The 21,990-nt window shown below is 43.7% G+C and carries 15 protein-coding genes, 2 tRNA genes and 3 rRNA genes; 11 read left to right on the top strand and 9 right to left on the bottom strand.

Annotated features, from left to right (window positions below):
• The first annotated feature begins 110 nt into the window (after window positions 1–110).
• Window positions 111–1,244, top strand: coding sequence for a CsgG/HfaB family protein (locus KQP93_RS01830; RefSeq protein WP_217875619.1), 1,134 nt, complete (start codon window positions 111–113; stop codon window positions 1,242–1,244).
• Window positions 1,245–1,288: 44 nt separating this feature from the next.
• Here KQP93_RS01830 and KQP93_RS01825 read toward each other — a convergent pair whose 3' ends face one another.
• Both KQP93_RS01825 and deoC read right to left on the bottom strand, forming a co-directional pair.
• Entirely contained in the window at window positions 1,289–1,789 is a 501-nt protein-coding gene (locus KQP93_RS01825; protein WP_217875618.1) for a hypothetical protein, read from the bottom strand.
• On the bottom strand, window positions 1,779–2,522 hold the full coding sequence (gene deoC, locus KQP93_RS01820) for a deoxyribose-phosphate aldolase (protein WP_217875617.1): 744 nt from the start codon (window positions 2,520–2,522) through the stop codon (window positions 1,779–1,781). Before deoC ends, KQP93_RS01825 begins: the two co-directional genes overlap by 11 nt.
• Window positions 2,523–2,793: 271 nt before the next feature.
• Between deoC and cysG the strand changes: the two genes are divergently transcribed.
• The 8 genes from cysG (at window position 2,794) to KQP93_RS01780 (ending at window position 11,499) form a co-directional block, all read left to right on the top strand.
• Window positions 2,794–4,215, top strand: coding sequence for a siroheme synthase CysG (gene cysG / locus KQP93_RS01815; protein ID WP_217875616.1), 1,422 nt, complete (start codon window positions 2,794–2,796; stop codon window positions 4,213–4,215).
• A gap of 35 nt (window positions 4,216–4,250) precedes the next feature.
• Entirely contained in the window at window positions 4,251–5,150 is a 900-nt protein-coding gene (gene cysD, locus KQP93_RS01810) for a sulfate adenylyltransferase subunit CysD (RefSeq protein WP_105173930.1), read from the top strand.
• A complete protein-coding gene (cysN, locus tag KQP93_RS01805) occupies window positions 5,150–6,574 on the top strand; it encodes a sulfate adenylyltransferase subunit CysN (protein WP_062564376.1) in 1,425 nt (474 codons plus the stop codon). Before cysD ends, cysN begins: the two co-directional genes overlap by 1 nt.
• Window positions 6,575–6,606: 32 nt before the next feature.
• Window positions 6,607–8,334: an SLC13 family permease gene (locus tag KQP93_RS01800; RefSeq protein ID WP_217875615.1), complete on the top strand. Its 1,728-nt coding sequence runs from the start codon at window positions 6,607–6,609 to the stop codon at window positions 8,332–8,334.
• Between the two features lie 14 nt (window positions 8,335–8,348).
• Complete coding sequence (cysC, locus tag KQP93_RS01795; protein WP_217875614.1) at window positions 8,349–8,945, top strand: adenylyl-sulfate kinase; 597 nt, start codon at window positions 8,349–8,351, stop codon at window positions 8,943–8,945.
• Between the two features lie 3 nt (window positions 8,946–8,948).
• Complete coding sequence (gene cysQ, locus KQP93_RS01790) at window positions 8,949–9,719, top strand: 3'(2'),5'-bisphosphate nucleotidase CysQ (RefSeq protein ID WP_217875613.1); 771 nt, start codon at window positions 8,949–8,951, stop codon at window positions 9,717–9,719.
• Window positions 9,720–9,891: 172 nt separating this feature from the next.
• Window positions 9,892–10,083, top strand: a complete 192-nt coding sequence (locus KQP93_RS01785) for a hypothetical protein (protein WP_217875612.1) — start codon at window positions 9,892–9,894, stop codon at window positions 10,081–10,083.
• 153 nt (window positions 10,084–10,236) lie between these two features.
• A complete protein-coding gene (locus KQP93_RS01780) occupies window positions 10,237–11,499 on the top strand; it encodes an aromatic amino acid transport family protein (protein ID WP_217875611.1) in 1,263 nt (420 codons plus the stop codon).
• 900 nt (window positions 11,500–12,399) lie between these two features.
• On the opposite strand, the gene rrf is transcribed toward KQP93_RS01780, so the two are convergent.
• The 5 genes from rrf to KQP93_RS01755 all read right to left on the bottom strand — a co-directional run bounded on the left by rrf (window position 12,400) and on the right by KQP93_RS01755 (window position 17,688).
• Window positions 12,400–12,514 (bottom strand): 5S ribosomal RNA (gene rrf, locus KQP93_RS01775).
• Between the two features lie 124 nt (window positions 12,515–12,638).
• Window positions 12,639–15,521, bottom strand: a 23S ribosomal RNA gene (locus KQP93_RS01770).
• A 286-nt stretch (window positions 15,522–15,807) separates the two neighbouring features.
• Window positions 15,808–15,883, bottom strand: a tRNA-Ala gene (locus KQP93_RS01765).
• Between the two features lie 111 nt (window positions 15,884–15,994).
• Window positions 15,995–16,071: transfer RNA gene (locus KQP93_RS01760), tRNA-Ile, on the bottom strand.
• Between the two features lie 76 nt (window positions 16,072–16,147).
• Window positions 16,148–17,688 (bottom strand): 16S ribosomal RNA (locus KQP93_RS01755).
• Together the 16S, 23S and 5S rRNA genes with 2 tRNA genes alongside form the textbook arrangement of a ribosomal RNA operon.
• Before the next feature lie 617 nt (window positions 17,689–18,305).
• On the opposite strand from KQP93_RS01755, the gene KQP93_RS01750 reads away from it, so the two are divergent.
• Window positions 18,306–18,785 (top strand): RNA recognition motif domain-containing protein, encoded by a 480-nt coding sequence (locus KQP93_RS01750; protein ID WP_054564068.1) that lies wholly within the window; start codon window positions 18,306–18,308, stop codon window positions 18,783–18,785.
• Here the strand turns inward: KQP93_RS01750 and murI are convergent.
• Together murI and KQP93_RS01740 are read right to left on the bottom strand one after the other, a co-directional pair.
• Window positions 18,748–19,542, bottom strand: coding sequence for a glutamate racemase (gene murI, locus KQP93_RS01745; protein WP_217875610.1), 795 nt, complete (start codon window positions 19,540–19,542; stop codon window positions 18,748–18,750). The genes KQP93_RS01750 and murI overlap by 38 nt on opposite strands.
• 66 nt (window positions 19,543–19,608) lie before the next feature.
• Window positions 19,609–20,727: a DUF5610 domain-containing protein gene (locus KQP93_RS01740; RefSeq protein WP_217875609.1), complete on the bottom strand. Its 1,119-nt coding sequence runs from the start codon at window positions 20,725–20,727 to the stop codon at window positions 19,609–19,611.
• 164 nt (window positions 20,728–20,891) lie between these two features.
• Here KQP93_RS01740 and trmA point away from each other — a divergent pair, with 164 nt between their 5' ends.
• On the top strand, window positions 20,892–21,989 hold the full coding sequence (trmA, locus tag KQP93_RS01735) for a tRNA (uridine(54)-C5)-methyltransferase TrmA (RefSeq protein ID WP_138601224.1): 1,098 nt from the start codon (window positions 20,892–20,894) through the stop codon (window positions 21,987–21,989).
• Window position 21,990: the final 1 nt, after the last annotated feature.

Raw genomic sequence — 21,990 nt, 5'->3', positions numbered from 1 at the left:
ACTATTAATAAAAGACTGATTTTTATAGCTTATCTATATAAACATGAATAACAACAAAGCCCATAGTGCGGCGTTATTTACTGCATGAGATATAAGTTAAGGAAAGTCATATGCTCACCAAAACACACAAAGCAATTTCGATTACGTTACTTACTGCGGCACTGACTGCATGCCAGAGTACTTCGACAACCACCAGCAATAACAACAGCCCTGATATAAATGAAGTTGCACAGCAGCAATACAATGGCCCTAAAGCTCGTATTGCTGTTGCCCGCTTTACTGATAAGTCAAACGATTCACGTTGGTGGCGAAAAGAAATTGGTGAAGGGATGGCTGATCAACTCACAACCGCATTAGTTAGCACCAATCGCTTTATTGTTTTAGAGCGACAAGCACTCGATGCTGTATTATCAGAACAAGACCTTGCTGTGTCAGGCCGTGTGAGTGCAGCTTCTGGTGCTGCGTATGGTGAAATAGAGGGAGCCGAAATTGTTGTGGTTGCCGCAGTCACAGAGTTCGATGATGACAACTCAGGCACTCGTGTCGGCAGTGGTGGCTTTATCGGTGATGTATTTAGCTCGGTATCGGCGGGTTTTTCAAGTTCGCACATGGCGATAGATTTACGCTTAATCGACACGCGAACTTCTCGTATTCTCGCGGCTACCAGTGTTGAGGGTGGCAGTAAAGATTTTGACTTTACATCAGCAGCAACCAATTTTGGTGGCGCACTCGTTGGTGGTAATCTAAGTAGCTGGTCAAACACACCAAAAGAAAAAGCATTGCGCGAAGTAATCGTAAAAGCCGTTGAGTTTTTAGAATCAAAAGTGCCAACAACTTATTATCGCTATAATAGTGATAACACCATTGCAGCTGGCCATACAGCCCCTGCACCACTAAAAGTAACCGCAGCTGCAGCTCCTGCTAAAGCGCCAGTTGCATCGGTTAGTGTTCCAACTCACAGAATGCCTTACTACGAAAAAACAGACTTAGCGATGTCACGACTGAACTTGGTTTGTTTGGGTTATTTGAAAAGGCAGCCTCACTACGAAGAATATGAAATAGAAGACGTAGAGTACGATCAAGCAACCGTGATTGCGCTCACTGAGTATCAGCAAGAAAAAAAGCTGAAAGTGACAGGCCTTGCTGATGAGACGACTAAAAAGTCTCTTGATGATTCAGGGTGTATTGCCAAAACGAACAAATCAAGTTTAGAAAGCTTTGGCAGTATGTTTAAATTTAACTAAGCAAACTTACAGCCAGTGCCAGCACTGGCTGTTTAAAACCTTAGTTATAAAATTTGTAATAACTCACCACGATAAAAGTCACATAACAACCAAATTTGTTGAAATGGATGTTGCTTTGGCACATCAAGGTGAGTAAGTACTGACTTAAAATCATCAAGATGCCATATAGTACTGGCATTTCGAATTAATAACCAAGGCTGAGTAGACTCGTAGTGTTTCTTAGCTTTTTGTGCCAGCAAGCGATGCAAAGCACAGTGCAGACGCTCGTTACTCGGTGCTAAAGCCATTTCAGCGAGATCTCGTTGCATTGAGATAGACAGCGGCCGACCTAACACCGCCATTGCTTCTGTTTCGCTGGCATATAAATGTGCGACTTCAATATCGAGCCGTTTATCACCTTTATAACAACTCACGTCTGGTTTACTCGGCGTGTTATGCCAAATATTACGCATACTTACGCCAAACTGCTTTTCGTAACAGCGCAAAAACAACTTTGCTGCGCCATGCTCGAGCGCTATTTTTTCTTGTTCACTTTCACGATTCATTTAATGTTGCATACACATCTTTTAATAACCCAGAAGCGCCAAAACGAAATAGCTCGGGTTGTAAGTACGCTTCACCCATGATTGATTCAGCTAGGTCTAAATACTCAGCAGCATCGGTAACTGTTCTGACCCCGCCTGCCGCCTTAAAACCAACCTTTTTACCACTCGCTTTTATGCTGTTCAACATGATGTCTGTTGCAGCTAGCGTTGCATTAACAGCCACTTTACCGGTACTGGTTTTTACAAAATCAGCGCCGCCATCAATTGCCAGCTTAGTTGCTGTTGCAATGAGGTCATCGCTTAATTCGCCACTTTCGATTATGACTTTAAGCTGCGCTTGAGTCCCACATGCCTCTTTTGACGCTTTGACATACTCTAAAACTTTGCGCTCATCACCAGCAATAAGCGCTTTGTAGGGGATCACTAAATCAATTTCATCAGCGCCGCGTTCAATGGCGAATAAGGTTTCATTTAGCACTTGCTCTAACGGTTGCTCCCCACTAGGAAAGTTAGTAACGGTAGCCACTTTGACTTGCTGTAGTTCGCGCTCAGCGAGAGCAAGCTTTGCATCGCTTACAAACTGGCTATACACACAGACTGCTGCGGGAATGCCTAACGTTGGCTCAATACTGGCAACCAAGTTATTAATGGTTTCTGTTGTGTCGCTGTCATTCAGAGTTGTTAAGTCCATCAGTGCCACCGCTTGGGCAGCGCTTGTTTGCATTTTAGTCATAGCTCTTATATTTGTGTTGCCATATTAGTGACCTATAGTAGCAAATTTTTATCATTCGGCTATAAATCATAACTAATCACCATAAGGCTACTTATTTACTTGTAACTCGCCGCAATCCCTTGTTAACTAAGTCTTAAGCCAAAACAAACCACCTGGTATAACTTTTAGTTATATAAACTTGGTTTTAATTATTTTTTACTTTTTTTAGAGCACTATATTCTGCTTGCCTGCAATAAGCAGTTTCTTGATGTGTTTTAGGGGTGAGAACAAAGTGCAATATTTACCAATCTTTACCAAATTAGACGACAAACCTGTGCTGGTAGTCGGCGGTGGAGATGTTGCGTTACGCAAATGCCGCGCGTTTTTAAAAGCACGTGCTCATGTGACGCTAGTCGCCCCTGAATTTTGTGATGAACTGCGAGAACTTGCTGAACAAGGTGATGTAACGCTCATTAACGACTTTTTTAAAGAACAGTATTTAGATCAGCAAATGCTGGTAATCGCTGCAACTGATATAGACAGTGTTAACAAAGACGTGTTCGAACTTGCTAATGCGCGCAATATTTTCGTTAACGTGGTGGATGACCAACCTAAGTGCAGCTTTATTTTCCCATCAATTGTTGACCGTGACCCGATCACAATTGCAATTTCAAGCGCAGGCACAGCGCCAGTATTAGCACGTCGTTTACGCGAAAAACTCGAAACCCTTATTCCACAGCATATTGGTCCACTTGCTACATTAGTTGGTAGCTTTCGCGACAAAGTAAAACAGCGCTTTAAACACTTTGCTGATCGCCGCCAGTTTTGGGAAGGCGTATTTGATTCATCAGTTGTAAGCGAAGTACAAGCGGGCAATACCGAAGCTGCCACAGCGCAGTTAGAGAAATTGTTAGATGCAAAACCAGAGCCTGAAGGCGAAGTGTATGTTGTAGGTGCAGGCCCAGGTGACCCAGAGCTATTAACACTAAAAGCACTGCAGTTAATGCAACAAGCCGACGTAGTTGTATATGACTACTTAGTTTCTGATGAAATTATGGATTTAGTACGCCGTGATGCCGACCTAGTTTGCGTAGGTAAACGTTTAGGCGATCACAGCGTAGCGCAAGAAGATACCAACCAGATGTTGGTCGATTTTGCCAAGCAAGGCAAAAAAGTTTGCCGTATTAAAGGTGGCGACCCGTTTATTTATGGTCGCGGTGGTGAAGAAGTACAAGTTCTTGCCGCGAATAAAGTGCGTTACCAAATCGTACCGGGTATTACTGCTGCTGCAGGTTGTAGTGCTTATGCTGGTATTCCTCTTACTCACAGAGATCACGCTCAAGCCATTCAGTTTGTAACGGGTCACTGTAAAAAAGATGGTCAAGAATTAGATTGGCAGTCACTTGCCAAGCCAAATCAGACCTTAGCGATTTATATGGGGGTGATTAAATCACCACATATTCAAGCACAACTATTAAAACATGGCCGCGGTGCAGACACTCCCGTTGCCATTATCGAAAACGGCACACGTAAAGAACAACGTGTGGTAACAGGGCAATTAGGTGAACTGGCCGATTTAATTTCGCGCCATAGCATTATTTCACCCGCCTTATTAATTATTGGCGAAGTTGCATCATTGCACCATCAGCTTGCATGGTTTGGTCAAACAGAACAAACCAGCAGCTTTGCCCAGCCAATTACTGGCGTAGCTTAATTTAACTTTTAATCATTTTAGTAGGACGACTAACAATGGCTTTAACACACCTTCAGCAATTAGAAGCTGAAAGTATCAAAATCATGCGCGAAGTTGCTGCTGAGTTTGAAAACCCGGTGATGCTTTACTCAATAGGTAAAGATTCATCAGTGTTATTACACTTAGCACGTAAAGCGTTTTATCCAGCAAAGATCCCATTTCCACTTTTACACGTTGATACCAACTGGAAGTTTAAGGAAATGATCGAGTTTCGTGACCGCCTAGCTAAAGAGTATGGCTTTGATTTAATCGTCCACAAAAACCCTGAAGGGTTAGAGATTGATATCAATCCATTTGTACACGGCTCAGCAAAACACACTGACATCATGAAAACGCAAGGCTTAAAGCAAGCGTTAGATAAATACGGCTTTGATGCTGCGTTTGGTGGTGCACGTCGTGACGAAGAGAAATCACGTGCTAAAGAGCGTGTTTACTCATTCCGTGACAAACACCACAGATGGGATCCAAAAAACCAACGTCCAGAGCTTTGGAATACATATAACAGCCAAGTTAACCCGGGTGAAAGCATTCGTGTATTCCCGCTATCTAACTGGACTGAACTTGATATTTGGCAGTATATCTACCAAGAAAACATTGAAATGGTTCCACTTTACCTTGCTAAAGAACGCCCAGTCGTTGAGCGTAACGGCACGCTAATCATGGTTGATGACGAGCGTATGCCATTAGAGGAAGGCGAAGTACCACAAATGAAATCTGTCCGTTTCCGTACCCTTGGTTGTTACCCACTAACAGGTGCTGTGGAATCAACAGCAGGTACCTTAACTGAAATTATTGAAGAAATGCTGCTTTCAACCTCTTCTGAGCGTGAAGGTCGCGTGATTGATCACGACTCTGCTGGTTCAATGGAAAAGAAAAAACGTGAGGGCTATTTCTAATGTCTAAAACAAACGACACGATTAATGAAGTAAGAGAGTTAGGCATCGACGCCTACCTTGCACGTCAACAAGACAAAAGCCTTTTACGCATGCTGACCTGTGGTAGTGTGGATGACGGTAAATCAACGCTGATTGGCCGCCTTTTACATGACAGTCACCAAATTTATGAAGACCAACTTGCTGCCCTGCATAAAGACAATGAAAAAGTCGGTAATGCCGGTGAAGAGCTCGATTTAGCACTCCTTGTAGATGGTCTTCAAGCTGAACGTGAGCAAGGTATTACCATTGATGTGGCTTATCGTTACTTCTCAACAGCAAAACGTAAGTTCATTATTGCTGATACGCCAGGACATGAGCAATACACGCGTAACATGGTAACTGGCGCATCAACCAGTGATGTGGCGATTATCTTAGTTGACGCTCGTTACGGCGTACAGGTGCAAACTAAGCGTCATAGCTTTATTTGTGACTCGCTAGGCATTAAACAGTTTGTCGTTGCTATAAACAAAATGGATATCGTCGATTTCGATGAAACCGTTTACGAGAAAATCAAAGCCGACTACCTTAAGTTTGCAGAGCAACTAAACGTTACTAATATCAAGTTTGTGCCTATGTCAGCGCTTAAAGGTGACAACGTAGTCACACGCTCAGAGCACACACCTTACTACACTGATAAGCCATTACTTGAGTTACTTGAAGACTCGCCAGCTGCAGAACTTGATAACGGTTTTGAAGCACGTCTTCCGGTGCAATATGTGGTACGCCCTAACTTAGACTTCCGTGGCTTCCAAGGCACTTTAACCTCTGGCAAGTTCAGCGTGGGTGATGCAGTGAAAGTGTTACCATCGGGTAAAAGCTCTAGCATCAAAGAAATTGTGACTTTCGATGGCAACTTAGATACCGCTGAAGCTGGCCAAGCAATCACTTTAACGTTAAACGACGAAATTGATATCAGCCGTGGCGATGTAATTGTGCCAGCCGCTTCAAAAGCCGCTGTAACAAACCGTATTCAAGCTAAATTAGTATGGATGCATGAAGCACCGTTAGTATTAGGTAAAAGCTACAACTTTAAGCTAGGCAGCAAAAACACCTCGGCAGTGGTAAGAAAAATCGATCACACGATTGATGTAAATACCCTTGAGCATGGTCAAGCAGACTCATTACAACTTAACGAAATTGCGATTGTAACTTTAGAGCTTACAGAAACAATTTTAGCGGATGAGTACCACAATAATCATGAAACAGGTGCGTTTATCTTAATTGACCGCCTATCAAACCTAACCGTTGCGGCAGGTATGATTGAGCAATTACTTAGCACTGAAGAACAGCAAAGTAGCTTTAGCGACTTTGAAGTTGAGTTTAACGCTTTAGTACGCAAGCACTTCCCTCATTGGCAAGCGCTTGATATAACTAAGCTTAAATAATCACTATTCGCCTGTTATAGGAAGTAAAAAGCATGTATCAACAGCTGGTATTAACAGGCATTTTGCTGGTATTAGTGGGGTGCCTTTTTGGCACTCGACTAAAACCTGCATGGTTATTTGTCGGCGCCATTGGTATTAGTTATTTAGCTGGGCTGATAAGCCTTGAAGATATGCTAATTAACTATGCAAACCCTTCTTTAATTACCCTTATTCTACTTGTACTCGTTTCGATAGCTGTAGAAAAAACCACGTTAGTACAAAAACTTGCTCAGTCACTTTCGAAAGGCAGCCTGACAAGTTCGGTGACCAAGCTTGGTTTATCAACCGCCTTTTTATCATCATTTACCAATAATACAGCGGTAGTGGCATCGTTAATCAGTGCGATAAAAGAAAGTCCGACACATTCACCGTCTAAGCTTTTATTACCTTTATCGTACACTGCCATTTTAGGTGGCACGATCACCCTGATTGGCACTTCAACTAATTTAATTGTGAATGGCTTTGCCGTTGAAGCGGGCATGGAGCCGCTTGGCTTTTTTGATTTTACCTTGATTGGTTTAGGCGCATTGAGCGTCGGACTTATCACTATTTTAGTAATGCTCAAGTATTTACCAGATAACGGTAAAAATAACCAAGAAGTGGTGCCCTTTTACCTTGAAGGTAAAGTAGAAACCGGCTCAAAACTCATTGGTAAAAGTGTTGAGGAAAATGGCCTTCGTGAATTAAAAGACTTGTTCTTAGCTGAAATTATTCGTGGTGATAAACGTATATGCGCCGTTACGCCAAAACAAGTTATCAAAGAAGGTGACGTATTACTTTTTGTAGGTGATATAAAGTCAGTGCCTCTGCTTACCCGATTTGATGGCTTAAAAGTTGTTCACGACAAACATGAAAAAGATGTTGAACACCTAGTTGAAGTCGTTGTCAGCCATTCTTCAAAATACATTGGTAAAACAATTAAAGAAGTTCGCTTTCGTGAACAATTCCATGCAGCCGTTATTGCTATTCGCCGCGGCCATGACCGTTTACAAGGCGGCTTAGGTAAAGTTCAATTGCAAGCCGGTGATTCATTGATCCTTGCGCCTGGCAAAGAGTTTTACTCGCTACCTAATTTAAAACGTGAGTTCGTTTATATATCAGGCCTTGATTTACAAACCCATTTAAAACCTAAGCAATCAAATATTGTGTTAGCAAGTTTTGCAGCCGTATTAGGTTTAAGTATTGTTGGCCTAGTACCATTAGTAAAAGGCCTACTCGTTCTTCTTATCGGCTTAATGCTAACTGGCACAATCAAGCTAAGTGAAGTAAAACGTCGTTTTCCGATTGAGTTACTCGCAGTAGTGGGTAGTGCTATTGGCCTTGCCAAACTGATGATAGGCACAGGCCTTGCCGGTGAAATTTCATCAGCCATGTTATACGTATTAGGTGATTTTGGGCCTTACGGGGCATTTATCGCAATATTTTTAATGACGGTTTTATTTACCGAACTCATTACCAATAATGCCGCTGCCGCGCTTTCATTTCCGGTAGCGTATGCACTCGCCGTTGGTTTTGATGTATCACCGTTGCCTTTTATTATGGCTGTCGCATTTGGTGCATCGGCTAGCTTCATTTCGCCATTTGGTTATCAAACTAACTTGATGGTTTACAGTGCGGGAAATTACCGCCTTAAAGATTACATTGCCATGGGCTTACCTTTATCGATTATTTACTCGATTACAGTATTAATACTTATACCACTGGTATTCCCATTTCAATAACGAGAGTAAAGACAATGGATGAAAATATCGTTTGGCATAATTACGCCATTAGCAAATCACAGCGTAGTGAGCAAAAAAAGCATAAGCCTGCCATTCTATGGTTCACTGGTTTTTCAGGTTCAGGCAAAAGCACAGTTGCGAACGCACTAGAAAGCGCATTAAATCAATTAGGCGTTCACACCTATCTACTCGATGGTGACAATGTGCGTCATGGCTTGTGTAAAGATCTTGGCTTTACAGATGAAGACCGCGTGGAAAATATTCGCCGCGTTGGTGAAACTGCAAAGCTAATGGTCGATGCCGGTCTTGTGGTATTAACCGCATTTATTTCGCCATTCCAAAGCGAACGCGATATGGTAAGAAACTTAGTAGACGATGGTGAGTTTATTGAGGTATTTTTAGATACACCACTCGACGTGTGTGAAACACGCGACCCTAAAGGGCTTTATAAAAAAGCGCGAGCAGGTGAAATTAAGCACTTCACTGGTATCGACTCTGACTATCAAATCCCTACATCGCCAGAAATTAAAATCGATACTAGCAAAAACACCCTAGACCAATCGGTGCAAGAGCTGGTAGCGTATTTAAAACAACAGCAAATTATAGGTTAAGTCATGAATCAAACGGAACTGCTAGAAGAAATCTTACTCCTCGCACGCCAAGCCGGTAGTGCAATAATGGGGATTTACGAAAAGGACTTTAATGTTGAGTACAAAGCTGATGAAAGCCCAGTGACCGACGCCGACCTAGCAGCTCACAAAGTGATTGTGAATGGCTTACAACATCTTACTCCAGATGTACCAATTCTAAGCGAAGAAAGCGCTGATATTAGCTGGGATATTCGTCAAACTTGGCACCGCTACTGGTTAGTAGACCCAATTGATGGCACCAAAGAGTTCATTAAAAAGAATGGCGAATTCACCGTGAACATTGCCTTGATTGAAAAAGGTAAACCGGTATTAGCTGTTGTCGATGCACCGGCATTAGGTGTGTCGTATATTGCCGCAGAAGCAATTGGTGCCTTTAAAGATAAAGGTGATGAGCGCATTGAACTTAAGGTAACCCGTAAGCCAAATAAAGGGCTTATCCGTGTTGTCGGCAGCCGTTCACACCCTTCTCCTGATTTAGCTGAATTCGTAAAACAGTTTGAAGATGTAGAAATGGTTTCAAAGGGCAGCTCACTAAAACTTTGTCTGGTTGCCGAAGGGAGTGCAGATATATACCCGCGCCTTGGCCCAACCTGTGAGTGGGATACCGGAGCAGGTCATGCGATTGCCGAAATAGCAGGCGCAACGGTTAGCAAACTCGATGGCAGCCCACTACTTTATAACAGTAAAGAAGAGTATCTGAATCCGTATTTTGTCGTATCGGCATTACAGAACTAAAAAAGTTCCGTTTAATACCGTAGGCTGGGTAGAGCGTAGCGAAACCCAGCATCTATCCTATCATCGTAACTCAAGCTCCTTTAATACTCCTTACTTTACAATCAGTTTAACCTAGCCAATAAGCCTTTGTTCCTATAGTATTTTGCTCTCTCAAACTATTAAAGGAATAACCATGACGACTGTTGAAAAAGCAATTGAAGCCGGCTACGAGGCACAAATTAGCGCACTTTATAAAGCCCTTTCGCAAGGGGTGCTAGCTGCTAATGGCGATGAAAGTGAAATCACTGCAGCTGAGACACGTTTTAAGAAAGGTTTAGCATTTGCCGCAGACATTAAAGCTCGCGCACTTGCAGCAGCAGAATAAATACCACAACTGGGCTTTCTAAATAAGCTCAGTTCTCTTCCTTTGTAAGTCTCTCCTTACAGCATAGTTATCTAAATACAACGCTAAAACATGCATTCTTAATCGCTTTTCTATATGCTGCGCGACAATTATTATTCTAATAGTGGAGTGCTAATGAACACACATCAAGATGCTATGCCGTATGATGCATCGACAACAAGTAGTAACTCAAAATGGAACCTTCATGACACCCAATGGGTATTAAGTTTATTTGGCACCGCAGTCGGTGCAGGGATCTTATTCTTACCAATTAATATCGGTATCGGCGGATTTTGGCCTTTGATTATCATGGCATGCCTTGCCTTTCCGATGACCTACTTAGCTCACAGAGGCTTAGCCCGATTTGTTTTATCATCAAAAAAACCGGAAGCGGACTTTACCGATGTTGTAGAAGAACACTTTGGCATTAACGCCGGGCGCTTAATCTCTTTACTGTATTTTCTCTCTATCTTCCCTATCTTACTTATTTATGGTGTTGGCTTAACCAATACTGTTGATAGCTTTATTATTAATCAATTAGGCATGGAATCACCACCTCGCGTGCTTTTATCTGGTGTACTCGTTGGCGGTATGATCAGCTTAATGCTTGGTGGCGAAGCATTGATGTTACGTGCCTTTGCAATCCTTGTTTATCCCCTTGTCGCCATCTTGTTTTTCTTATCGATTTACTTGATCCCAAGCTGGCAAATGCCAGATGTAACAGTGCCTGAGTTTTCTGGCTTCATGAAAACACTTTGGTTATCAATACCTATCATCGTATTCTCATTTAGTCATGCAGCAGCAATATCAAGCTTTGTCCATGTACAGCGTGCACACTATGGCAACAATGCTAAAATGAAGTCAGAAGCAATTCTGAAGCGTACCAGCCTACTATTAATCGTGTTTGTTTTACTGTTTGTTTTCTCGTGTGTGCTGTCACTATCTACTGAGCAAATGGTACAAGCAAAAGCAGATAACGTGTCTATCTTGTCATTCCTTGCCAATATCACTGATAACTCCTTTATTGCTACTTTGGGACCATTAGTGGCCTTTATCGCGATTACGTCTTCATTCTTAGGTCACTTCTTAGGTGCCCGTGAAAGCTTCAATGGTCTTGTCAGTAAGCAAGCACATATGAACCCTAAGCTCGTTGATAAGATTGGCACTGTTATCATGTTCTTCGCTATTTGGTTTTGCTCAGTGATCAACCCAAGTATTTTAGACATGATGGATCAGCTATCAGGCCCTATCATTGCCATGATCCTTTTCATTATGCCGATGATTGCCGTATATAAAGTACCTAGCTTACACAAATACAGAAACCGCTTAAGCACACTGTTTGTATTAACAGTTGGCTCTCTAGCCGTATTTGCGCTTATCTACAGCATGATTAAGTAATCTCATCATTGCTAGATATAGAAGCCCAGCCGGGAAACCGGCTGGGCTTTTTTGTTTCCGAGATGCGAGAGTAAAATTAGAAAGGGGAAAGTTTTAAGGTCTGACGTAGGTTGGGTAGAGCGTAGCGAAACCCAACACAGAGCTATCAGCTTTCAGCCGTCAGCGATCAGCGTTCAGCCGCACGGTAAAGGTGTTTGGTGCTGCGTCTTCCTTTGCCGGAGGCACTAGGTTCTAGGCAAAGTGTACTTGTAGGAATGGCCTTAGCCATGAATGTGTTTGTTATGGTCTAGATTCGGCACTGAAGTGCCTCCTACGGGGTTTTGTTGCTGTGGGTGACTCTGTACTACATTCTCTGTAGATCAACTGACATCTAATATCTAATGTCTAACCTTCTCATCACGTAGGAATGGCTTTAGCCATGAATGTTTTTGTTATGGTCTAGATTCGACACTGAAGTGCCTCCTACGGGGATTCTTGCTGAGGGACTCTCTGTACTAAACAATCCCACCGCTAAACTGACATCTAATATCTGACTTCTGGATACGCATTACGTAGGAATGGCTTTAGCCATGAATGTGTTTTTGTTATGGTCTAGATTCGACACTGAAGTGCCTCCTACGGGGGTGTTGCTGAGGGACTCTCTGTACTAAACAATCCCACCGCTAAACTGACATCTAATATCTAATGTCTAACCTTCTCATCACGTAGGAATGGCTTTAGCCATGAATGTTTTTGTTATGGTCTGATTCGGCACTGAAGTGCCTCCTACGGGTTTTGTTGCTGAGGGTGACTACTGTACTAAACAACCCCACAGTTCAGCTAACGTCTGACGGCTGAAAGCTAACAGCTCCAGACGCAAAAAAGCCCGACTCTTTCGAATCGGGCTTTCTCTTATTTGGAGCCTGGCGATGACCTACTTTCACATGGCAAATGCCACACTATCATCGGCGCTGTTTCGTTTCACTACTGAGTTCGGCATGGGGTCAGGTGGGTCCAAAACGCTATTGTCACCAAGCAAATTTGGTTCGTTAATCGCCTTGGCAATTAACTAAAATCTGGAATTCTGATATCAAGTAAATGTCTACTTTAGTAACTTAACTTCTGTCTGTTACGCTGTCATAAAACGCGTTTGGCGTTGTATGGTTAAGCCTCACGGGTAATTAGTACAGGTTAGCTTAATGGCTCGCACCACTTCCACATCCTGCCTATCAACGTTGTAGTCTTCAACGGCCCTTCAGAGACTTTAAAAGTCTAGTGAGAACTCATCTCGAGGCCTGCTTCGCGCTTAGATGCTTTCAGCGCTTATCAGTTCCGAACGTAGCTACCGGGCAATGCCATTGGCATGACAACCCGAACACCAGCGGTTCGTTCACTCCGGTCCTCTCGTACTAGGAGCAACCCCTCTCAATTCTCAAACGCCCACGGCAGATAGGGACCGAACTGTCTCACGACGTTCTAAACCCAGCTCGCGTACCACTTTAAATGGCGAACAGCCATACCCTTGGGACCGACTTCAGCCCCAGGATGTGATGAGCCGACATCGAGGTGCCAAACACCGCCGTCGATATGAACTCTTGGGCGGTATCAGCCTGTTATCCCCGGAGTACCTTTTATCCGTTGAGCGATGGCCCTTCCATTCAGAACCACCGGATCACTATGACCTACTTTCGTACCTGCTCGACGTGTCTGTCTCGCAGTTAAGCTGGCTTCTACCATTACACTAACCGTACGATGTCCGACCGTACTTAGCCAACCTTCGTGCTCCTCCGTTACTCTTTGGGAGGAGACCGCCCCAGTCAAACTACCCACCAGGCACTGTCCGTAACCCCGATTAGGGGCCAACGTTAGAACATCAAAACTACAAGGGTGGTATTTCAAGGACGGCTCCACAAAAACTAGCGTTTCTGCTTCAAAGCCTCCCACCTATCCTACACATGTAGGTTCAATGTTCAGTGCCAAGCTGTAGTAAAGGTTCACGGGGTCTTTCCGTCTAGCCGCGGGTACACAGCATCTTCACTGCGATTTCAATTTCACTGAGTCTCGGGTGGAGACAGCGTGGCCATGGTTACACCATTCGTGCAGGTCGGAACTTACCCGACAAGGAATTTCGCTACCTTAGGACCGTTATAGTTACGGCCGCCGTTTACCGGGGCTTCGATCAAGAGCTTCGTCCGAAAACTAACCCCATCAATTAACCTTCCGGCACCGGGCAGGTGTCACACCGTATACGTCATCTTGCGATTTTGCACAGTGCTGTGTTTTTAATAAACAGTCCCAGCCACCTGGTCACTGCGGCTCCCGTCCGCTTAGAGAGCAAGTCTCATCACAGATAGGAGCGTACCTTCTCCCGAAGTTACGGTACGATTTTGCCTAGTTCCTTCACCCGAGTTCTCTCAAGCGCCTTAGTATTCTCTACCTGACCACCTGTGTCGGTTTGGGGTACGATTCGGTATAATCTGAAGCTTAGAGGCTTTTCCTGGAAGTATGGCATCAACAACTTCACACCCTTAGGTGCTCGTCTCGTGTCTCAGTCTTAAGAGTCCGGATTTTCCTAAACTCTCAACCTACTCACTTTCACATGGACAACCAACGCCATGCTTGTTTAGCCTGCTCCGTCCCCCCATCGCAATTATACCAAGTACGGGAATATTAACCCGTTTCCCATCGACTACGCCTTTCGGCCTCGCCTTAGGGGTCGACTTACCCTACCCTGATTAACATGGGATAGGAACCCTTGGTCTTCCGGCGTGCGGGTTTTTCACCCGCATTATCGTTACTCATGTCAGCATTCGCACTTCTGATACCTCCAGCATACCTCCCGGTACACCTTCAACGGCTTACAGAACGCTCCCCTACCACTCAAACAAAGTTTGAATCCGCAGCTTCGGTGCATAGTTTAGCCCCGTTACATCTTCCGCGCAGACCGACTCGACCAGTGAGCTATTACGCTTTCTTTAAAGGATGGCTGCTTCTAAGCCAACCTCCTGGCTGTCTGGGCCTTTCCACATCGTTTCCCACTTAACTATGACTTTGGGACCTTAGCTGGCGGTCTGGGTTGTTTCCCTCTTCACGACGGACGTTAGCACCCGCCGTGTGTCTCCCGGATAGTACTTTACGGTATTCGGAGTTTGCAAAGGGTTGGTAAGTCGGGATGACCCCCTAGCCTTAACAGTGCTCTACCCCCGTAAGTATTCGTCCGAGGCTCTACCTAAATAGATTTCGGGGAGAACCAGCTATCTCCCGGTTTGATTAGCCTTTCACTCCTAGCCACAGGTCATCCCCTAACTTTTCAACGTTAGTGGGTTCGGTCCTCCAGTTGATGTTACTCAACCTTCAACCTGCCCATGGCTAGATCACCGGGTTTCGGGTCTATACCTTGCAACTATACGCCCAGTTAAGACTCGGTTTCCCTACGGCTACCCTAATCGGTTAACCTCGCTACAAAATATAAGTCGCTGACCCATTATACAAAAGGTACGCAGTCACCCTCGAGGGGCTCCTACTGCTTGTACGTACACGGTTTCAGGTTCTATTTCACTCCCCTCACAGGGGTTCTTTTCGCCTTTCCCTCACGGTACTGGTTCACTATCGGTCAGTTGGGAGTATTTAGCCTTAGATGATGGTCCACCTATATTCAGTCAAAGTTTCACGTGCTCCGACCTACTCGATTTCACTTAAGATGCATTTTCGTGTACGGGACTATCACCCTGTATCGTCAAACTTTCCAGAATGTTTCACTAACACATAATAAGCTTAAGGGCTGGTCCGGTTTCGCTCGCCGCTACTTCCGGAATCTCGGTTGATTTCTGTTCCTACGGGTACTTAGATGTTTCAGTTCTCCGCGTTCGCCTCTTACACCTATGTATTCAGTGCAAGATACCTGCAAGCAGGTGGGTTTCCCCATTCGGAAATCCTAGTCTCAAGCGCTTTTTACTAGCTTGACTAGGCTTATCGCAAGTTAATACGTCCTTCATCGCCTCCAACTGCCAAGGCATCCACCGTGTACGCTTAGTCACTTAACCATACAACCCAAACGGGTCTTTGTTAGTGACAGCTGTTAACTTCGCCAGAAGTTAATTCATCAAATAATGATGAGAATACTAAAGTAGATACCAATTAATCTTTCGATTAATGGCATATTTTTACTTTTGAAAACTCTTTATAAATAACAATGTTATCTATAAGAATTTTAATATCAGCTTTCCAAATTTTTAAAGAGCAAGAGAATAAACTTCTCAAAATTAAACACACTCTATTCTCAAGCAGTTTATTACCTGATTAAGAATGTTTATTTTTAAGGAGTAAAAGTGGTGGAGCTAAGCAGGATCGAACTGCTGACCTCCTGCGTGCAAGGCAGGCGCTCTCCCAGCTGAGCTATAGCCCCACATATGCTGGTACTTATTGTTTGTAACCGACTTTGTTTCCAGACAATGCATGGTACAACGACGTTTAGTCCACTAAACGAGGCGTGCCATAACGAAGTATGGGAGCAAAGTGGTGGGTCTGAGTAGATTTGAACTACCGACCTCACCCTTATCAGGGGTGCGCTCTAACCAACTGAGCTACAGACCCAAACAATAAGTGTTGTTCTCTTTACAATTAACAATCATCTGTGTGGACACTACGAACAAATAAGTTCTAAATCGTATAAGGAGGTGATCCAGCCCCAGGTTCCCCTAGGGCTACCTTGTTACGACTTCACCCCAGTCATGAATCACTCCGTGGTGAACGTCCTCCCGAAGGTTAGACTATCCACTTCTGGAGCAACCCACTCCCATGGTGTGACGGGCGGTGTGTACAAGGCCCGGGAACGTATTCACCGCATCATTCTGATATGCGATTACTAGCGATTCCGACTTCATGGAGTCGAGTTGCAGACTCCAATCCGGACTACGACGCACTTTAAGTGATTCGCTTACCCTCGCAGGTTCGCAGCACTCTGTATGCGCCATTGTAGCACGTGTGTAGCCCTACACGTAAGGGCCATGATGACTTGACGTCGTCCCCACCTTCCTCCGGTTTATCACCGGCAGTCTCCTTAGAGTTCCCGACCGAATCGCTGGCAACTAAGGATAGGGGTTGCGCTCGTTGCGGGACTTAACCCAACATCTCACAACACGAGCTGACGACAGCCATGCAGCACCTGTATCAGAGTTCCCGAAGGCACCAAACCATCTCTGGTAAGTTCTCTGTATGTCAAGTGTAGGTAAGGTTCTTCGCGTTGCATCGAATTAAACCACATGCTCCACCGCTTGTGCGGGCCCCCGTCAATTCATTTGAGTTTTAACCTTGCGGCCGTACTCCCCAGGCGGTCTACTTAATGCGTTAGCTTTGAAAAACAACTCCGAAGAGCCGAGCTTCTAGTAGACATCGTTTACGGCGTGGACTACCAGGGTATCTAATCCTGTTTGCTCCCCACGCTTTCGTACATGAGCGTCAGTGTTGACCCAGGTGGCTGCCTTCGCCATCGGTATTCCTTCAGATCTCTACGCATTTCACCGCTACACCTGAAATTCTACCACCCTCTATCACACTCTAGTTTGCCAGTTCGAAATGCAGTTCCCAGGTTGAGCCCGGGGCTTTCACATCTCGCTTAACAAACCGCCTGCGTACGCTTTACGCCCAGTAATTCCGATTAACGCTCGCACCCTCCGTATTACCGCGGCTGCTGGCACGGAGTTAGCCGGTGCTTCTTCTGTAAGTAACGTCACAGCTAAGTGCTATTAACACTTAACCTTTCCTCCTTACTGAAAGTGCTTTACAACCCGAAGGCCTTCTTCACACACGCGGCATGGCTGCATCAGGCTTGCGCCCATTGTGCAATATTCCCCACTGCTGCCTCCCGTAGGAGTCTGGGCCGTGTCTCAGTCCCAGTGTGGCTGATCATCCTCTCAAACCAGCTAGGGATCGTCGCCTTGGTGAGCCATTACCTCACCAACTAGCTAATCCCACTTGGGCTAATCTTATGGCGTGAGGCCCGAAGGTCCCCCACTTTGGTCCGTAGACATCATGCGGTATTAGCAGTCGTTTCCAACTGTTGTCCCCCACCATAAGGCATATTCCCAAGCATTACTCACCCGTCCGCCGCTCGACGCCAGAGGTGCAAGCACCTCTTCGTTTCCGCTCGACTTGCATGTGTTAGGCCTGCCGCCAGCGTTCAATCTGAGCCATGATCAAACTCTTCAATTAAAAGTTTTTTCTGTCCCGAAGGACATGCTCAATGAATTCTGAATTTTGATATCTTTCGATATCGAATTGACTGTGCTGAAACAAGTAAACTTGTTTCCGTTGGTCACTCAGTTCAATTGAGACTCTAAATTTGTTTGCGTCATCTAGCGAACTAGAATCTGCTGTTAGAACTCAACCTGTACGAGTGCCCACACAGATGATTGCTTTATATTGTTAAAGAACGTTGCGACGTTGTCGCTAGGGATGCGTATAATACATCCTTAATTTTTCGAGTCAATACTTAATTTCAAACTTTCTTTCGATTATTTGAAACCGAAGTTTCACTTAACTCTCTGCTACGTTGTTCAGCGTCTTTCGTTGCTGCCCGCCGTGTCAGTGGGGTCGCATTATAGGGAGATCCAAAAACAGATCAACACTTTTTTTCGATCTTTTTACTGTTCGCTCAAAAAGCGAACTAAATTTACCGAAAACAGCAAAAACGGTCGCTATTATGGCTGTTTTTTAAGCCAATATTCATAATTTAATGCAAATTTCATTGCTATGTTCATTTAACTCGTTAAGATAGCAAGTTCACTATGTTAAATTAATGTTTATTTCTTGTTTATTGGTAGATCAAAATGAAATTACCCGATCAAAAATCTTTTCTTTTCTCCGTTATTCTTGCTGTTTTAGGTTTTGTGGTTGTTAAGTTCGCACTTGCAAGCTTAGCTTTAGACCCAGCATTGCTATTTGGTGCAGGCTTATTAATTGGTGCTTTAGTTATTGCAGCACTTTCATCAGCGTCAAGTGAGGAGGCCGAAGTAAAAACAAAAACACTTTATGTTGGCAACCTACCTTATCGTGCTAATGAAGGTGTTGTTCGTGCTTTATTCGAAGAACAAGGCAAAGTTTTCAATGTACGTTTATTAAAAGATAAAAATACAGGTAAACGTCGTGGCTTTGGTTTTGTTGAAATGGCTGAAGCTGATGCAGATAAAGCAATCAATCAATTAAATGATAGCGAATTCCAACAACGTACTTTAAAAGTGCGTGAAGCAAAACAAAAACAAGAGAACGAGGCTAACAGCTTTCGTGAGGGATCTGATCAGTCAGCGTAATAAGCTCGACGCTTAATTGCGAATGACCAATAGGAGCCGTTGCATAATAGTGCAGCGGCTTTTTTTTATCTGTAGTAAAACTAAAGCCTCGTAGAGCAATTAAACTTTCAATGCGTTTAGCAATCGCTTTGCCTGAATCAATAAGGAAGATCTGTTGTTTATAGTAGTCGCTAATCGCGCTGGCTAGTAATGGGAAGTGAGTACAGCCAAGTACCAATACATCTATATCTTCTGCTATCGCTAAATCACTCAATACTTTCTCAAGCTTTGCTTTATTGAGTCTCTGCGTATGAAATAGTGTTTCTGCAATTTCCACCAGCGCCGTTGAGCCATATAAGCTGACTTGAGTACCTTGGCTATGAGTACTAATTAAGTTTGCAGTGTAGTAACTCTTAGTCGTCGACGGTGTTGCCAGTAAACCAATATGTTTGCTGTTACTTATAGCGCAAGCAGGCTTTATTGCAGGTACTACCCCGACAACTTCTATATTTGTGTGCTGACGAATAGTTTCTAAGGCAGAGGTAGAGGCGGTATTACACGCAATAACTAGAATATCAACGTGTAAGTTTGCTGTTTCGATAAACTGTAGTAGCGCAAAAAGGCGGGCTATGATCGTTTGCTGACTTTGGGCGCCATAAGGCAATAAAGCATTGTCCATAAAATAACTATAATCAGCATCTGGGATCAATGCTTGGATCTGTTCAAGTACGGTTGTTCCACCTATACCAGAATCAAACACCATTATATGAACTGACAAACTACTTACCTCGGATCATCAAAGGTCAGCAGTTTGCCATGCAGCTTTATAAAAAGAAAGAAAGGACTAAGCCTCTTCTTCTGTTGCCGAGCGTAGCTTATTCATTTGTTCGAACATTGCTTTGGTATAATCCACCAGCTTACTGACTTCTTCTTTATCTTGGTTTAACCATTGTAAGATGCCAGCCAGTTCATTTTGCAAACCAATATCACCCGCTTTATTAAACGCCTGTTTCAAGTCGTCATTAAATGGCGCTATTTTCTCAGCAACTTCTTTTTCAGGAGCTGGTTTATATTCTTCATACCCTTTGATAGCTGCTACTGTTTTGGTTTGTTTCAGATCCATCGTAAAGCCGACTAGTTGCTCGTTACCTAAGTTCAGCTCTTTAGCTTGTTCAAAGGCATCTTCTAATGAACCAGAGAAAAATGTTTCGCTAACGCTTTGTAAGTCTTCCATCAATTCATTGATAGCTTGTTGCTCTTGCTCATTTAAATCACCATTGACTGACATAGAGAATGATAAGTCACGTGATTGCGAAGACTCACTGACAAAGGCTTCGTTGTCGCCATTTTTGCTATAGCTGCTTGCAGACTTACTTTCGTATGCATCAGCAAAGCTAATACTGACTTCATCACCTTCAGCGGTGGTGAAAGTGTACTCTGCGTTATTGCTTAAGCTGATGTATTGAGCTTGGCTTACTGAAACCGCATTAGGTTTAGGATTGAACAAGTCTTCTTCTAATTCATCAATACCTTTAAAGATACCTTCTTTAGACTTTTCGATACCCTCTTCGATGTCATCGTTAAGAATACCTGACTCTTTAAGCTCATCATACGCATCGTCGATGCCAATTTGCACACCTTTGCGTGCATCACCTAGCATGCCTTTGAGTTTTTCATCATCTGCACCATCAGCTTTTGCTTTACGAAGTGCACCGCCAACAAAGTCGAGTACGTTTTTCACGATCTCTTCAAAGTCGAACAACGGTTTATCTTTTTTCTCTTCGGCTTTAGGTAAACCTAGTGCCTCAGCAAGTTTATCATCAAGAACTTTAGCAGCGAGCTCTCTGCCGCGTTGCTGATAACTATCTTGACGATTTTGAATGGTAGGCTGCTGCAGCGCCTGTTTACCATTGTATTTATTCACATTTGTATTAGGCATATAGCCTAGGTTGCCAATTTTCATGATCCGACTCCATGTTATGGTTAACTCATTATCGGCCAAAAACCACAGAACTTAAGTTTTTTGTATAAAAAAACGACACTAAAATAAATAACAAAACTAGACAAATCCTCAGCGCTCCCTACAATAGCGCCGTTATAAAGCTAAGAGATAAAAGGTAATCAGCCATGGCGGTTATAAAAATTGATACAACTCAATACGATGCACAATTGAGTGAGAAAGAGCAGCGCATCACCTCACAGTTTCGACGTTTTGGGGTCGAAAAATTAGAAGTGTTCGGCTCTGATCCTATTCATTACCGCCAACGTGCAGAGTTTCGTGTTTGGCATGAAGGTGAAGACCTGTTTCACATCATGTTTGATCAACAAACTAAAGAAAAGATCCGCGTTGATGAGTTTGACCCTGCAGCACCTTTAGTGGGTGAAGTGATGCAAGCTATGATCGAAAACTTAAAAGACAATGAAGTTCTGCGCCGTAAGCTGTTTCAAATCGATTACCTTTCAAGCTTAAGTGGCGAGATCCTTGTTAGCTTGTTGTATCACAAACAACTAGATGAACAGTGGCTCCAAGCCATTAAAGAACTTAAAGCAAAACTGAGCACACAGTTTAAGATTGATTTTATTGGCCGTGCTCGTAAGCAAAAAGAAGTGATTGGTAATGATTACGTTATCGAGCGTTTAAACGTAAACGGTAAAGAGCTTATCTATCAGCAAGTCGAAAATAGCTTTACGCAACCAAATGCGAAAGTAAACATCAAGATGCTAGAGTGGGCACAAGCCCTTTGCCAACCACTCAATAATGACTTACTAGAGTTATATTGCGGTAATGGTAACTTCTCGATTGCTCTTGCAGGTTCATTCGACCGTGTATTAGCCACTGAGATTTCAAAATCATCGGTTTACTCGGCGCAATACAATATCGCACAGAACAAGGTTGAAAACTTAGATATCATTCGTATGTCGAGTGAAGAGTTCACCCAAGCAATGAAAGGCGAACGTACTTTCTCTCGTTTAGATGGCATAGACCTGAAAAGCTATAACTGCCAAACAATTTTAGTGGATCCACCACGTGCTGGCATGGACACGCTAACTTGTGACCTCGTTGCGAACTACGACAATATTATTTATATCTCGTGTAACCCAGATACCTTAGAACGTGACCTTGATCACTTATGCAAAACCCATGAAGTAAAACGTTTTGCGATTTTTGACCAATTCCCTTACACCCACCACATCGAATCAGGTGTGTTTTTACAACGTAAATAAA

The sequence above is a fragment of the Pseudoalteromonas shioyasakiensis genome, from assembly GCF_019134595.1.
Lineage (GTDB): Bacteria > Pseudomonadota > Gammaproteobacteria > Enterobacterales > Alteromonadaceae > Pseudoalteromonas > Pseudoalteromonas shioyasakiensis_A.
The sequence above is the reverse complement of the archived record's forward strand: the minus strand, read 5'-3'. Positions and strand labels throughout refer to the sequence as shown.